Here is a 14570-nt window from a genome sequence, read left to right on the forward strand (position 1 = left end):
CGGAGTGTGCCCATGTCAGCCCGTGTGGGCGTGATCACCTTCCCTGGGTCGCTGGACGACCGGGACGCCGCACGAGCAGTCCGCCTCGCGGACGCCGAGCCGGTGTCCCTGTGGCATGCCGAGGGCGATCTGCTCGGCGTGGACGCCGTCATCCTGCCCGGCGGATTCTCCTACGGCGACTACCTTCGCGCCGGGGCCATCGCGCGGTTCGCGCCCCTCATGGAAAAGCTGGTCGCCGCCGCGCGCGACGGCCTTCCCGTGCTGGGCATCTGCAACGGCTTCCAGGTGCTGTGCGAGTCGCACCTGCTGCCGGGCGCGCTGACCCAGAACGTCGGCCTCCACTTCGTGTGCCGCGCCCAGCGGCTGCGCATCGAGAACACCGACACCGCCTGGACCACCGACTACGAGGAGGGCCAGGAGGTCGTCATCCCGGTCAAGAACATGGACGGCTGCTACGTCGCCGACCAGGAGACCATCGACGAGCTGGAGTCCAGCGGCCGGGTCGTGGCCCGCTACCTCGACGTCAACCCCAACGGTTCGCTGAACGACATCGCCGGCATCTGCAACGAGGCCGGCAACGTCGTCGGCCTCATGCCGCACCCGGAGCACGCGGTCGAGGCCCTGACCGGTACGTCCACCGAGGGCCTCGGCTTCTTCACCTCGGTCGTCAAGAAGTTGATCCACTCATGAGTGAGCAGGTGCCGAACATCCCGGTGAACGAGCAGGGCGACGAGCGGTCCGAAGAGCGCGTGGAGCCGGCCGTGGCGGGCTCCGCCGAGGCGGCCACCGAGCCGACGGCCGTGCGGCCGGTGGAGGTGGACACCGTCGACCGCGCGGCGGGGACGCCCGAGCTCCCGCTGCCGTACGCCGAGCTCGGCATGAAGGACGACGAGTACGCCCGCGTGCGGGAGATCCTGGGCCGGCGGCCGACCTCCGCCGAGCTGGCGATCTACTCCGTCATGTGGAGCGAGCACTGCTCGTACAAGAGCTCCCGCGTCCACCTGCGGCAGTTCGCCGACAAGGCCCCGAAGACCGACGCGCTGCTCGTCGGCATGGGGGAGAACGCCGGGGTCGTCGACGTCGGCAACGGCTGGGCCGTCACCTTCAAGATCGAGTCGCACAACCACCCGTCGTACGTCGAGCCGTACCAGGGTGCGGCCACCGGCGTCGGCGGCATCGTCCGCGACATCCTGTCCATGGGCGCCCGGCCGGTCGCCGTGATGGACTCCCTGCGGTTCGGCCCGCCGGACGCGCCGGACACGCGCCGGGTGCTCGACGGCGTCGTACGCGGCGTCGGTGGCTACGGCAACTGTCTCGGCCTGCCCAACATCGGCGGCGAGGTCGTCTTCGACGCCTGCTATTCCGCGAACCCGCTGGTCAACGCCCTTTGCGTCGGCGTGCTCAAGCCCGAGGACATCAAGCGGGCGATCGCGCCGGGGCCGGGCAACAAGGTCATCCTGTTCGGCGCGCGCACCGGGCCGGACGGCATCGGCGGCGCGTCCGTGCTGGCCAGCGCCACCTTCGATGAGGAGTCGCAGCAGAAGCGCCCGTCGGTGCAGGTCGGCGACCCCTTCATGGAGAAGCTCCTCACCGAGTGCTGCATGGAGATCTTCGCCGAGGACCTCGTCGTCGGCATCCAGGACCTCGGCGCGGCCGGCGTCTCGTGCGCCACGACCGAGCTGTCCGCGGCCGGCACCGGCGGCATGGACGTCGACCTGAACAAGGTCCCGCTGCGTGACCCGACGCTGCGGCCCGAAGAGATCCTGATGAGCGAGTCTCAGGAGCGCATGATGGCCGTGGTCGAGCCGGCCAAGGTCGAGCGCTTCCTCGAGGTCTGCGCCAAGTGGGACGTCCTGGCCACGGTGATCGGTGAGGTCACCGACACCGGGCGGCTGCGCATGACCTGGCACGGCGCGACGATCGTCGACATCCCGCCGGGTACCGCCGCCGACGAGGGGCCGGTGTACGAGCGGCCGTACGAGCCGCCGGCGGACCTGGGGCAGCTACAGGCCGACGGCCCCGGCCGCCTGCCGCGCCCCGCGACCGCGGACGACCTGCGCAACACGGTCCTGTGGCTGGTGGGCTCGCCCAACCTGGCCGACAAGACGTTCGTGACCTCGCAGTACGACCGGTTCGTGCTCGGCAACACGGTGCTGGCCACGCCGGAGGACGCCGGTGTGATCCGCATCGGCGACGGGCCGCAGGGCATCGCGCTGGCCACCGACGGCAACGGTCGGTACGCCCGGCTCGACCCGTACGCCGGCGCGCAGCTCGCGCTGTCCGAGGCGTACCGCAACGTCGCCACGACGGGCGCGCGGCCGCTCGCGGTGACGAACTGCCTGAACTTCGGCTCCCCGGAGGACCCGGAGGTCATGTGGCAGTTCGCGCGTGCCGTCGAGGGGCTCGCGGACGGCTGCCAGGCACTGGGCGTCCCGGTGACCGGCGGCAACGTGAGCTTCTACAACCAGACGGGCAGTACGCCGATCAACCCGACTCCGGTGATCGGCGTCCTCGGCGTCCACGACGACGTCAACCGGCGGGTGCCGATGTCGTTCAACGTCGAGGGCACCACGCTGCTGCTGCTCGGCGAGACCCGGCCGGAGTTCGGCGGCTCGGAGTGGGCGCACGTCGTGTTCCAGCACCTCGGCGGCCTGCCGCCGCGCGTCGACCTGGCCGCCGAGGCGGCGCTGGCGTCGGTGCTCGTGGCCGGGGCGCACGAAGGCGTGCTGAACGCCGCGCACGACCTTTCCGACGGCGGCCTGTCCCAGTCGCTGGTCGAGTCGTGCCTGCGCGGCGGGCTCGGCTGCGTGATCAACCTGCCGGACGACCCGTTCACCGAGCTGTTCAGCGAGTCGGTGGCCCGTGCCGTCGTGGCCGTCTACCCGGAGCACGAGGAGCGGGTGACCGCGCTGGCCGAGGCGGCCGGGGTCCCGGTCCGCCGCCTGGGCACGGTCGGCGGCGACGCGTTCGAGGTCGAGGGCGTGTTCTCCATCCCGCTGAGCGAGCTGCGCGAGGTGCACCAGGGCGCCCTGCCCGCCCTGTTCGGCTGAGAGTTCCGCCGCGCCGGGTGGTTCCCCACCCGGCGCGGCGAGGGCCCCGTGGCGGCGTCGCGTCGTCAGCCGTTCGGGGCCAGGGCCCGCACGCCGGCGACGAACAGCTCGATGCCGAGGGCGACCTCGGCGTCGGACTGGTCGATGGCGGCGAGCGCCGGGGCGGCCTCGACGACGTGCCGGTACCGGTCGGAGGACAGCGTCTCGAACATGACGCGTTTGCGCCGGCGGGCCTCCGCCACCTCCTCGGCGGTCATCTGCGGCTGCATCTTCGGATCACGGACGGCCAGCATCGTCGCCGTGCGCAGGCCGTACTTGCTGATGGCGGCCGCCTGGTCGGGGGTGAACCCGCCCTCGGCGAGGAGCACGAGGGCCGTCTCCATCGAGTCGTAGCAGTACGGGGCCGCCTCGAGGTTCGCGGTCATCATGAGCTGGGCCGCGCTCGGGTGCGTGCGGAGCACGGCCACGACCGACGTCATCAGCACGTGCAGCCTGGCGTGCCACGGCGTGGCCGGATCGACGTCCGTGTCGACCAGTGACCACAATCGGTTGACCAGCGCGCCCTGCAGCTCCTCCTTGTTCTTGAAATGCCAGTACAGCGCCATCGGCGTGACGCCGAGCCGCTGGGCGAGCCGCCGGACCGTCAGCCGGTCCAGGCCCTCCTCGTCGACGAGCGCGAGCGCGCCGTCCACCACCGTCTCCCGGCTGAGCCGGGCCCGCTCCTCTGTCGTGGCCACTTGACAACTATACGCCGTACAAGTTTCCCTATACGTCGTACATGTACGACGTATAAGAACGCTGTATAGGAGCGGGGACCGATGGAATCTCGTCGACGCTGGTGGACCCTGACCGGGGTGGCGCTGGCGACCTTCATGACCTACCTGGACAACAACGTCGTCAACGTGGCGCTGCCGTCGATCCAGCGCGACCTGCACCTGACGCTGTCCGGACTGGAGTGGATCGTCAGCAGCTACATCCTGGTCTTCTCCGGCCTGATGCTCGTCGGCGGCAGGCTCGGCGACGTGTACGGCCGCCGCCGGCTGTTCCTGGCCGGGCTGACGGTCTTCACCGGCGCGTCGTTGCTGGCCGGGATCGCGAACGACGAGACGATGCTGATCACGGCCCGTGTCCTGCAGGGCATCGGGGCGGCGCTGTCGGCGCCGTCGACCATCGCGATCATCTCCTCGACGTTCCCCGACCCACGGGAGCGGAGCAGGGCGGTCGGCGTGTGGAGCGCCGTGGGCGCGCTCGCCCTGGCGCTCGGCCCGCTCACCGGCGGCTTCATCAGCGACCGCTGGCACTGGGGCTGGATCTTCCTCATCAACGTGCCGGTGGGCGTGGTGACGATCGCCATCATCGCGGTGTCGATGCGCGAGACCGCCGAGGCCGCACGCCGCCGCCTGGACCTCCCGGGCCTGCTGACCTCCGCGGTGGCCCTGTTCTCCGTCACGTACGCGCTGATCGAGGGATCGGACCGGGGCTGGACGTCCGCGCTGATCCTGGGGGCCTTCGCCCTCGCCGCGGTCGCCATGGCGGCGTTCGTCGTGATCGAGACCCGCACCGACGACCCGATGGTGGACCTGTCGATGTTCCGGAACCGCGTGTTCAGCGGCGGTGTCGGCGCGATGGTCCTGTGGGGCTTCGGCGTCATGGGCGTCTACCTGTTCACGGCCATGTTCCTGCAGAACATCCTGGGCTTCTCCCCGACCGAGGCGGGCGCGTCCATCGTCCCCATGGCGCTGACGATGATCGTCATCACGCCGTTCGCCGGGCCCGTCGCGCGCCGCCTGGGCACGCACCGCACCGTGGCCGGAGGTCTCTTCCTCAACGTCGCGGGGCTTGTCCTGGTGTCGTTCGTGGGCGAGGGCGCCCACTTCATGGACCTCATGCCCGCCTTCGTGCTCTTCGGGGTCGGCTCCGGCTTCACGATGATGCCGCTCACCGACGCGGTGATCGGCGTGCTGCCGCCCGCCCGGGCCGGCGCCGCCTCCGGCGTCCTCAACGCCGCCCGCGAGGTGTCCGGCCTGCTCGGCGTCACGATCATCGGCGCGATCCTGACCTCCCGCCAGTCCGCGGTCCTGCGCGGCGGCTCCACCCCGACCCACGCGTTCCTGGCGGGCTACCAGCTCGCCCTCCTGGTCGGCGCCGCGATCGTCTTCATCGGCGTCCCGCTCAGCCTGTACGCCCTGCGCGCCCGGCGGGTGACCCCCGCGGAGACGGAACCGGTTCTGGAACCGGTCGCCTGACGAGGCCCCGATGACGAGGGGGCCAAAGGCGCCGGTATTCCCTGGTGTTCACTGCTTCAAGAGGGCGGTGAACGCCAGGGATCTTCAGCGTTGCGGTCGGCGCCGGCGGCTGCGCGGGTAGGGACGTTCTGTCGGTGAGCTCAGGTAACGTCGCGCGCACGGGCAGCCGAGGAACGGAGCACGATGGCCGACCGCAAGCACGGGCGGCCCGCACCGCCCACCGAGAGCACCATCAGGTCCGAGGACTGGGACGGCCGGGACCTGTCCGGACAGGAGCACACCCGTGTCGAGTTCGTCGACGTGGACCTGACCGAGACGTCGGGGCGAGGGACGGTGTTCACCGAGTGCCTGTTCCGGGGCGTGCGGTTCAACGCCTCCTCGTACACGGACTCGGCCTTCGTGAACTGCGCGTTCGTCCGGTGCTCGTTCTTCGACACCACCTTCACCGGATGCAAGCTGGTCGGCGGCATGTTCGACGGCTGCACCTATGGCCTGTTGAAGGCGGAGGGCGGCGACTGGTCCTTCACCGGTCTGCCGGGAGCCGACCTGCGCGGGTCCTCGTTCCGCCGGGTACGCATGCGGGAGGCCGACCTCACGGGCGCGCGGCTGCAGAAGGCGTCGTTCCGCGAGGTCGACTTCTCCGGCGCGTCGCTGCACAAGGCGGACCTGTCGGAATGCGATCTACGCGGCAGCGACCTGTCGTCACTGGACCCGCACACCACCGCCCTGGCCCGCGCGGTGATCGACCCCTACCAGGCGATCGTGCTCGCCCAGGCGCTCGGCCTCGAGGTCAAGGAGAGCTGACCTCGCCTTCGGGGCAGGCAGCCGGTTCCGACCTCAGCCGACCTCGCGGTCCAGATTCCGGGGCCGCAGGCGAGTTCGAGCACGCTGCCGGCCGGGCGGAACGCGTCCAGCGCCGCGGAGAGCTCAGGGCCGAGGAAGGGCAGAACGCCGCTCTCGTACTCCGGGGCGCGGGCCCGGTAGTAGGCGACCTGTTCGTCGAGCACGTCCTGCGAGTCGTGATCATGGGTCGGCGTCATTCCTCGACCATCACTGAACGATCACCGAGGCGCAAGCGTGAACCGGTGGAGGGCGAACTACGCGTAATCGGAAACTTTTTGATCTGACCGCGTATCTACACCATCGGTAAGGCCCTGCCCCGAGGAGAGGATCTGTTCCGGTGGTGCGTCGCGTTCGTGTGCTGTTGGTGTCCGCGTTGTTGCTGGTGACGGGTTCGGTGATGGTGGCCGGGCCGGCCTCGGCCGTCATCGGCGGGTCGAAGAGCACTTACGGCCCGTGGGCGGTGCGCATGCTCGTCGACGGCCACCCGGTGTGCACCGGGACGGCGGTCACGAAGCAGTGGGTCATCAGCGCCTCGCACTGCTTCTTCGAGCAGGGGCAGGCGGTCGCCGACAAGCGGATCTCGTTCCGGGTCGGCGACCTCGACATGCGTAAGGGCACCACCGTCCGCCCGGTGGGCAAGCGGGCGGGGAACGCGCGCGCCGACATGATGCTCATCAAGGTCTCGCCGATGAAGATCCACCCGGTGCGCCTGGCCACGGCCCATGTCCACCCCGGTGAGATCGTGCGGCAGTACGGGTGGGGCGCCACCTGCACCGAGGATGAGAACACCTGCCAGTCGCCCGTGCTCAAGCAGTCGACGCTGCGGGTCGTACGGTCGGACGCCCGCCGCTGTGAGGGCTACGCCGTACCGGGCGGCACGGACTTCTGCATGGAGAAGGTGTCCGGGATTCCTGCCGGCGGCGACTCTGGAGGCCCGGTGATGAGCATCGGCGCACACGGCAAGGAGACCCTGCTCGGCGTCTTCTACGGCTCCGACCGAGAGAAGATGGCCGGGGCCGGGGAGATCGCCCAGCAACTCGCCTGGATCCACAAGGTCACCGAGCGATAGGGCAGAGCGCGACCTCCGAGGCCGATCCCCGCGCGGGGATCGGCCTCAGCGCGAGAAAGCGTCCTGCCGCCGGAGCTGCGCGCGGCGCTGTACGGCGCGCTCGCCGCGATCCTCGACTCGCCACCGCCATCGTCGACCAGCCGGGCACCCTCGTCGCATTCCGGTGGGCTATGGTGTGCGGCGATGATTACCGGGACGGCATTGCGCCACACACGGATCGGTGACCCGGTGCTTCTCTGAGCGCCGAACGGGCCGGTGCGGGCCCGCTGTTCAATCGAGGATCTTCTGCTGCCGCGCGGGCTCCGCCTCCGTCGTGTTGATCACAGGCTCGACACACCGACCACGACAGGAGAAGCCATGCCCATCAAGACTCTGCAGATCCCCACCCCGGACGGTCAGGCCGACGCCTTCGCCGCCTTCCCCGACCATGGCGAGCGGCACCCAGGGGTGCTGATGTACGCGGACGGCTTCGGCCTCCGGCCCGTACTGCGGGAGATGGCCCGCGAACTGGCCGGGCACGGGTACTACGTGCTCGTCCCCAACTTCTTCTACCGGCACGGCCCGGCACCAGTGGTCGAGCTTCCCGAGTACATCGGAGAAGAGACCAGGTCCGCGGTCTTCGCCCAGGTGATGCCCTTGATCGAGGCACACACCACCGAACGCGTCCTGAGCGACGCCGACGCCTACCTCAGATTCCTCACCACCCAGCCCGAGGTCGGCGCCGGACCGGTCGCGGTGACCGGCTACTGCATAGGCGGCCTCCTGGCGGTGCGCACCGCCGCGGTCCACCCCGGCCAGGTGGCCGCCGTCGCCGGATTCCACGCCCCCGTGGGTGCCGTGGGGCCCGACAGCCTCTCCAGGCTCACCGCCCAGGTCCACTTCGGCCACGCCGAATCCGACATCACGCCCGAGGCCCTCGGCGAGCTCAACCAGGCCCTGGATGCCGCGGGTGTCGACTACACCTCCGAGATATACCCCGGCACCGTCCACGGCTTCACGATGTCCGACACCGATGCCTTCGACCCCTCCGCACTGCAGCACCACTGGGACCGCCTGCTCCCTCTCCTCGACCGCGCCCTGGCCAAGAGTTGAGGCTCCGACTCGGGTCTGATCACCGGTGCCTACCGCCTCTCCGCAGGCGGTAGGCACCGGCGATCCGGGGTGCGGCGACGCGAAGAGGCCGCCGTCCCGTGGGGACGGCGGCCTCCTCGCTGGATCACGTCAGAGGGTGCTCTTGTAGAGCAGGCGGTTGTGGGTGTTCGCCTTGTTGTTCTTGATGACGTTGTTGGTGGCGTTCGAGTGGATCCACGACTGGACGGTGCCGAACGTCTTCTGTCCGTAGGTCGACTTGTACAGCGCCGCGACGCCGGCCACGAACGGCGACGCCATGGAGGTGCCGCTCTCGAACGCGGTGCCGCCGGGGACGGTCGACTTGATGCCGTAGCCGGGCGCGTAGATGTCGACGCACTTGCCGTAGTTGCTGAACGAGGCGCGCTTGTCGCTCGACGTGCTGGCCGCGACGGCCTCGACGCTCGCCGCGCTGGACGGGGACGTCTTGCAGGAGTCGCCGTTGTCGTTGCCGGCGGCGACCGCGACGAAGACCCCGGACTTCGACAGCTTGGTGACCGCGTTGTTCAGCGCGGTCGACTTGCTGCCACCGAGGGACAGGTTGGCCACCGACTTGGCGGCGTGGTGGGCGATCACCCAGTTGATGCCGGCGATCACGTCGGAGGTGGAGCCCTCACCGTCGCAGTCCAGCACCTGGACGCCGTGCAGCTTGACGCCCTTGGCGACGCCGTACGTCTTGGAACCGATGATGCCCGCGACGTGGGTGCCGTGGCCGTTGCAGTCCGCCTTGCCGTACACCGTGTCCGCGCGGCCCTGGAACTGGCTCAGGGTCGTGTCGATGCCCGTGTCGATGACGTACGCGTCGACGTCGGCGCCGGTGTGCGTGTACTTGTACGAGTGCGACAGCGGGAGCTTGCGCTGGTCGATCCGGTCCGGTCCCCAGTTCACGGGCGTCTGGGTGGTGGTGGTCCGGTAGATCTGGTCCTGCTCGATGGCGGCGACGTTGGGGTCGCTCTGCACCTTCTTGAGCTGCTCGGGCGACAGCTTGGCCGCGAAGCCGTTGGTGAAGTCGTGCACGTGGCGGAGGCCGGAGACCCGGGACAGGCGGGCTCCGGTGCGCTTCATCGTGACGATGTACTGCCCCGGAACGGCCTGGGAGGAGACGGCGGCGGAGGCCACCGCGACCTGGGCGCTGGGCTTGGTGATGGCGGCGTACGCCGGAACCGCGGCGGCCGCGACCGCGACGGCGGAGGTTGCGATCACGAGTCTTCTGGCTCGGACCCTCAAGGGGGGCTCTCCTTAAATCAGGGGGTGCGCCGGGGGGCGCCGGCTACGAAAGCCGAAACCGCCACAAGACGGTACTCCTGCGGCATGTGGGGTTAAGTGGCATATGGGGGATTAAGACAATTTAGCGGGTCCAGTGGGAGAAGGGGCGTCGTTCGGACCCGGTAGCGTCTGTCCTGCCATGGCCAAACTCACACCGGAGCGGCTGCGCGCCGCACTCGACGACCAGCTCGCCGCCCTCGGCGAGGAGCCCTACGCGGGCTCGGCCGCCCGCCTCGCCGACGCCCTGATCGCCGCGGTCGTGACCGCGTACGCCGCCGGTGCCGACCCCGAGCGCGCCGCCGTGCGCCTGGCCGTGAAGCTGCTGCTCGACCGGCTCGCCGGGCAGGCGCCGGGCAAGTCGGTCGAGGTGCGCGTGCCGCCGTACGCCGCCGTGCAGTGCGTGGCGGGTCCCCGTCACACCCGGGGCACGCCCCCGAACGTCATCGAGACCGACCCGAAGACCTGGGTCCTGCTCGCCACCGGCCGGCTGGCCTGGGCGGACGCCGTCGACCGGATCTCGGCGAGCGGCGCACGAGCCGACCTGTCGCCGTACCTGCCGGTCGACCCGTACGAACCTCGGTAGGGCGGAGGTCAGCCCTGGTCGATCAGTTCCAGTCGCTCGGCCATCACGGCGAACAGCGGTTCGTCCTCATCCGGAACGGACGAGCCGCATCCCAGGCAGAACGTGCCGCCGGTCCTGCGGGTCGACGAACCGGGCGGTCTCCCAGGGGCTGTTCGCGAGGTTCGGCTCCCGCTCCTGCCAGTCGTGGGGGACGTGGACGACGTAGCCGAAGTCGGGCTTCTCGATGCGCTGCCACTGCACGGCGTGCTCCTTGGCCTCCGAACGTCGAAGGTGCCTGAGGGCAGCGGTGTAGGACTCGCCCGTACGCCGGGCGCGTTCGCGGACGCGTCGCTTGAAGTGCTTGTTCGCTGTCATCTCGGGCCTTCGGCGCCACGATGCCCGACCCCCGGCGAACGAGCCCGTGGCGGGCGGGATGACCAGCGATCCGAGGAAGGAATCCCCGTTGCCTCCGCCGAGCGGCCCTGCCGGGGAGAGCCGAAGGAGGTTGGGCGGTGGATCGACGCCCGCCGTCATGGTCTGCCCCTCCGGTGTTCCCCGTCAAGGAACGCCGGGTTCGTGCCTCGTCAGGGGGTCGGGCTGGATTTCAGGAAGGGGACCCGCTCTTGGAGGCACCGGTCGCGGTCCGCCTTCGTGGGGTAGCGGGTCCGGTCCGCGCACGGTTCGATGCGGCCGTAGAACCACACGGCGAAGCCGATCGCGATGACGAGCGTCAGCGCGGACAGGACGACGCCCGTCACGGCCATGCCGCGGCCGTTCCGCCGGACCACCGCGACGATGCCGATGACCAGGCCGATGAGGGCCAGGATCACGCCGACCCCGCAGAGCGCGAGCGTCAGGAGCCCCGCGATCCCGAGGACCAGCGCGGCGATGCCCAAGCCCCTGCGCTGCGGCGGCGTCTCACGGATCGGCGGATACAAAGCGTCATCACCTCGAAACCAATAGTGCTCGATCATCGGGTGGCCGGGCGGCGCGGCACGCCGATCGCCGGGGCGCGGCGGGTGCGGGCAGGTGGGGGCGCTCGACCGGCGCGGGCGTGAGCTTGGCGAATGCCGCATTAGACTGGGCGTGTGCCGCATGGAGACGGACGTCTGAGTCACGACCTCGACCCCCGTGATCGAAGCCCCCAGGACGCCTGCGGGGTCTTCGGCGTGTGGGCGCCCGAGGAAGAGGTCAGCAAGCTCGCCTATTTCGGGTTGTACGCCCTGCAGCACCGCGGCCAGGAGTCGGCCGGCATCGCGGTCAGCGACGGCTCCCGGATCGTCGTGTTCAAGGACATGGGCCTGGTGTCCCAGGTCTTCGAGGAGTCCGTGCTGAACACCCTGCGCGGGCACATCGCGGTCGGTCACTGCCGCTACTCGACGACCGGGTCCAGCGTCTGGGAGAACGCCCAGCCGACGTTCCGGTCGACCGAGACCGGCAGCATGGCGCTGGGCCACAACGGCAACCTGATCAACACGCCGGAGCTGGCCGCGCGCGTGCCGGGCGAGCTGACCGCCACGACCGACACCGAGGTGCTCACCGCCCTGCTGGCCGACGGGGAGGGCAGCGTCGAGGAGACCGCGCTGAAGGTGCTGCCGCTCGCCCGCGGCGCCTACTCCCTGGTCTTCATGAACGAGCGCACGCTGTACGCCGCGCGCGATCCGCAGGGCATCCGCCCGCTGGTGCTCGGCCGCCTCGAGCACGGCTGGGTGGTCGCCAGCGAGACCGCCGCCCTGGACATCGTCGGCGCGACGTTCGTCCGCGAGGTCGAGCCGGGTGAGCTGATCGCCATCGACGAGGCGGGCGTGCGGTCCACGCGGTTCGCCGTCGCCGAGCCGAAGGGCTGCCTGTTCGAGTACGTCTACGTGGCCCGGCCCGACACCTCGATCGCCGGCCGCAGCATCCAGGCCACCCGCGTCGACGTCGGCCGCCGGCTGGCCCGCGAGCACCCGGTCGAGGCCGACCTGGTGATCCCGACGCCGGAGTCCGGAACGCCGGCCGCGATCGGGTACGCCGAGGAGTCCGGCATCCCGTACGGCCAGGGCTTCGTCAAGAACTCCTACGTCGGCCGCACGTTCATCCAGCCGTCGCAGACGATCCGCCAGCTCGGCATCCGGCTCAAGCTGAACCCGCTGCGCGAGGCGATCGCGGGCAAGCGCCTGGTCGTCGTCGACGACTCGATCGTGCGCGGCAACACCCAGCGGGCGATCGTGAAGATGCTCCGGGAGGCCGGGGCCAAGGAGGTGCACGTGCGCATCTCCAGCCCGCCGGTCGCCTGGCCGTGCTTCTACGGCATCGACTTCGCGACCCGCGCCGAGCTGATCGCCGGGAACCTCTCGGTCGAGGAGATCCGGCAGTCCCTCGGCGCCGACTCGCTCGGCTACATCTCCCTCGACGAGCTGATCGCCGCGACGCAGCAGGACAAGAACAGGCTCTGCCGGGCCTGCTTCGACGGCGTCTACCCGATCGACGTCGCCGACGACGCCCGCGGCAAGCACCTGCTCGAAGAGGCCCGCCGGTGACCGACGACTCCGCAGCCGGCACGTCCTACGCCGCGGCCGGGGTCGACATCGCGGCCGGCGAGCGCGCGGTCGAGCTGATGAAGTCCCGCGTCGCCGCGTCCCACCGGCCGGAGGTCGTCGAGGACGTCAGCGGCTTCGCGGGCCTGTTCGACGTCTCGGCGCTGAAGCGCTTCGAGCGGCCGCTGCTGGCCACCTCCACCGACGGCGTCGGCACCAAGGTCGACCTGGCCCGGCGCCTCGGGGTGTACGACACGATCGGGCACGACCTGGTCGGCATGGTCATCGACGACCTGGTCGTGTGCGGGGCCGAGCCGCTGTTCATGACCGACTACATCGCCTGCGGGCGGGTCGTCCCCGAGCGGATCGCCGCGATCGTCGGCGGCATCGCGGAGGCCTGCGCGCTGGCGGGCTGCGCCCTGGTGGGCGGCGAGACCGCCGAGCACCCGGGGCTGCTCGGGCCCGACGAGTTCGACGTGGCCGGGGCGGGCACCGGCGCGGTCGAGGCCGCCAAGGTCCTCGGACCGCACCGGGTACGACCCGGGGACGTGGTGCTGGGCCTGGCCTCGTCCGGAATCCACTCCAACGGCTACTCCCTGGTCCGGCACATCCTGCGCGAGAGCGACCTGTCGCTGGAGGCGACGCCGCCGGAGCTGAGCCGGACGGTCGGCGAGGAGCTGCTCACCCCGACCCGGATCTACGCCAAGGACTGCCTGGCCCTGATCGACGCCGCCGAGGTGCACGCGTTCGCGCACATCACCGGCGGCGGGCTCGCGGCCAACCTCGCCCGGTCGCTGCCGGCCGGCTGCGACGCGGTCCTGCGGCGCTCCTCCTGGGAGCCGCTGCCGATCTTCGGCCTGCTCGAGACGTACGGCCGGGTGCCGCGCGCGGAGATGGACAAGACGTTCAACATGGGTGTCGGCATGGCCGCCGTCGTGGCCGCGTCCGACGCCGACCTCGCGCTGCGGACGGCGGCCGAGCGCGGCCTGCCGGCCTGGGTCCTGGGCGAGATCGTCGAAGGAACCGGCCAGGCCCGCCTGGTCTGAGTCGGAGGCACCGGCCAGGGTCGCCTGGCCGGTGGAGGGGCCGGCCCGCCTCCGCCGAGGCGGAGGACCCGGCCCGGTCACGCCCGGGTGAGTGATCTTCCCGTGAACCCACCGGTCGGTCCGGGCATCTTCTTCTGTATGAGGCGGTTCTGGAGTGGCGTCTGGCGCTGTAGGGCGCCGTTGGCCGTGCTCGGCGCGCTCGGCGGGTACGCACTGTTCCTTCCCGGCGCGTGGATGTACGCCGAGGCGGGCCGCTACCGGACGGACGTCGCGCACGCCCCCCGGGTGACCGTGGGCATGATCTTCGGTGCGGGGATCTACTCCTCCGGCCAGCCGTCCCGGATGCTCGACGAGCGCCTGAAGCTCGGCGCGACGCTGTACCGCGCGGGCAAGGTCCGGGTCCTGCTCGTCACCGGCGACAACAGCCGCAAGGACTACGACGAGCCGTCCGCCATGCGCGACGTCCTGATCGCGGAGGGCGTGCCGCAGACGCGGATCGTGCTGGACTACGCGGGCTTCAGCACCTGGGATTCCTGCGCCCGCGCCAAGCAGATCTTCGGCGTGGACCAGGCGATCCTCGTGACACAGAACTTCCACCTGCCGAGGGCTCTCACCCTGTGCCGTGCCGCGGGCATCGAGGCGTGGGGCGTCGGCGACGACAGCAGCCGGTACGCCGGCATCACCACCGAGTATCTGTACGTGCGCGAGATCCCGGCCGTCCTCAAGGCCACTTACGAGGTGGGAGTGCGTCCCCGGCCGTACTATCTCGGCCCCCGCGAGGCCGGGATCCGCCGCGCGCTCGAGGCGGCAAGCCGAAACTGAGCAGGACCGAAACCGGGCA

The 14570-nt window shown here is 70.7% G+C and carries 15 protein-coding genes; 10 read left to right on the plus strand and 5 right to left on the minus strand.

Annotation, left to right across the window (positions count from 1 at the left end):
• Positions 1 to 12 precede the first annotated feature (12 nt).
• Positions 13 to 690 carry a phosphoribosylformylglycinamidine synthase subunit PurQ gene (gene purQ, locus ABD978_RS42245; protein ID WP_345367104.1) on the plus strand — a complete coding sequence of 226 codons (678 nt, stop codon included), beginning with the start codon at positions 13 to 15 and terminating at the stop codon, positions 688 to 690.
• Positions 687 to 3050, plus strand: a complete 2364-nt coding sequence (gene purL / locus ABD978_RS42250) for a phosphoribosylformylglycinamidine synthase subunit PurL (RefSeq protein ID WP_345367105.1) — start codon at positions 687 to 689, stop codon at positions 3048 to 3050. The genes purQ and purL overlap by 4 nt, the downstream gene beginning before the upstream one ends.
• A gap of 65 nt (positions 3051 to 3115) precedes the next feature.
• Here purL and ABD978_RS42255 read toward each other — a convergent pair whose 3' ends face one another.
• Complete coding sequence (locus ABD978_RS42255) at positions 3116 to 3787, minus strand: TetR family transcriptional regulator (protein ID WP_345367106.1); 672 nt, start codon at positions 3785 to 3787, stop codon at positions 3116 to 3118.
• An 81-nt stretch (positions 3788 to 3868) separates the two neighbouring features.
• Between ABD978_RS42255 and ABD978_RS42260 the strand changes: the two genes are divergently transcribed.
• Both ABD978_RS42260 and ABD978_RS42265 read left to right on the plus strand, forming a co-directional pair.
• On the plus strand, positions 3869 to 5296 hold the full coding sequence (locus ABD978_RS42260; protein WP_345367107.1) for an MFS transporter: 1428 nt from the start codon (positions 3869 to 3871) through the stop codon (positions 5294 to 5296).
• 183 nt (positions 5297 to 5479) lie between these two features.
• Positions 5480 to 6100 carry a pentapeptide repeat-containing protein gene (locus ABD978_RS42265; RefSeq protein WP_345367108.1) on the plus strand — a complete coding sequence of 207 codons (621 nt, stop codon included), beginning with the start codon at positions 5480 to 5482 and terminating at the stop codon, positions 6098 to 6100.
• Here the strand turns inward: ABD978_RS42265 and ABD978_RS42270 are convergent.
• Positions 6046 to 6336, minus strand: a complete 291-nt coding sequence (locus ABD978_RS42270; protein WP_345367109.1) for a hypothetical protein — start codon at positions 6334 to 6336, stop codon at positions 6046 to 6048. The two genes, ABD978_RS42265 and ABD978_RS42270, sit on opposite strands and share 55 nt — an antisense overlap.
• A gap of 140 nt (positions 6337 to 6476) precedes the next feature.
• On the opposite strand from ABD978_RS42270, the gene ABD978_RS42275 reads away from it, so the two are divergent.
• Complete coding sequence (locus tag ABD978_RS42275) at positions 6477 to 7208, plus strand: S1 family peptidase (protein ID WP_345367110.1); 732 nt, start codon at positions 6477 to 6479, stop codon at positions 7206 to 7208.
• Positions 7209 to 7565: 357 nt separating this feature from the next.
• A complete protein-coding gene (locus ABD978_RS42280) occupies positions 7566 to 8300 on the plus strand; it encodes a dienelactone hydrolase family protein (protein WP_345367111.1) in 735 nt (244 codons plus the stop codon).
• 129 nt (positions 8301 to 8429) lie between these two features.
• Here ABD978_RS42280 and ABD978_RS42285 read toward each other — a convergent pair whose 3' ends face one another.
• Positions 8430 to 9539 carry a S8 family peptidase gene (locus ABD978_RS42285; RefSeq protein WP_345367112.1) on the minus strand — a complete coding sequence of 370 codons (1110 nt, stop codon included), beginning with the start codon at positions 9537 to 9539 and terminating at the stop codon, positions 8430 to 8432.
• Between the two features lie 202 nt (positions 9540 to 9741).
• Between ABD978_RS42285 and ABD978_RS42290 the strand changes: the two genes are divergently transcribed.
• A complete protein-coding gene (locus ABD978_RS42290) occupies positions 9742 to 10185 on the plus strand; it encodes a sterol carrier family protein (protein WP_345367113.1) in 444 nt (147 codons plus the stop codon).
• Positions 10186 to 10251: 66 nt separating this feature from the next.
• Here the strand turns inward: ABD978_RS42290 and ABD978_RS42295 are convergent, their stop codons facing one another.
• Together ABD978_RS42295 and ABD978_RS42300 are read right to left on the minus strand one after the other, a co-directional pair.
• Positions 10252 to 10539 (minus strand): hypothetical protein, encoded by a 288-nt coding sequence (locus ABD978_RS42295; RefSeq protein ID WP_345367114.1) that lies wholly within the window; start codon positions 10537 to 10539, stop codon positions 10252 to 10254.
• A gap of 209 nt (positions 10540 to 10748) precedes the next feature.
• A complete protein-coding gene (locus ABD978_RS42300) occupies positions 10749 to 11102 on the minus strand; it encodes a DUF4190 domain-containing protein (protein ID WP_345367116.1) in 354 nt (117 codons plus the stop codon).
• A gap of 150 nt (positions 11103 to 11252) precedes the next feature.
• Between ABD978_RS42300 and purF the strand changes: the two genes are divergently transcribed.
• The 3 genes from purF to ABD978_RS42315 all read left to right on the plus strand — a co-directional run bounded on the left by purF (position 11253) and on the right by ABD978_RS42315 (position 14551).
• Positions 11253 to 12686 (plus strand): amidophosphoribosyltransferase, encoded by a 1434-nt coding sequence (gene purF / locus ABD978_RS42305; RefSeq protein ID WP_345367117.1) that lies wholly within the window; start codon positions 11253 to 11255, stop codon positions 12684 to 12686.
• Positions 12683 to 13729, plus strand: a complete 1047-nt coding sequence (gene purM / locus ABD978_RS42310; RefSeq protein WP_345367118.1) for a phosphoribosylformylglycinamidine cyclo-ligase — start codon at positions 12683 to 12685, stop codon at positions 13727 to 13729. Before purF ends, purM begins: the two co-directional genes overlap by 4 nt.
• A 138-nt stretch (positions 13730 to 13867) precedes the next feature.
• Positions 13868 to 14551 (plus strand): SanA/YdcF family protein, encoded by a 684-nt coding sequence (locus ABD978_RS42315; RefSeq protein ID WP_345367119.1) that lies wholly within the window; start codon positions 13868 to 13870, stop codon positions 14549 to 14551.
• The last annotated feature ends 19 nt before the right edge of the window (positions 14552 to 14570 follow it).

Origin of the sequence: Actinoallomurus liliacearum (genome assembly GCF_039542035.1) — a bacterium.
Classification (GTDB): Bacteria; Actinomycetota; Actinomycetes; order Streptosporangiales; family Streptosporangiaceae; genus Actinoallomurus; species Actinoallomurus liliacearum.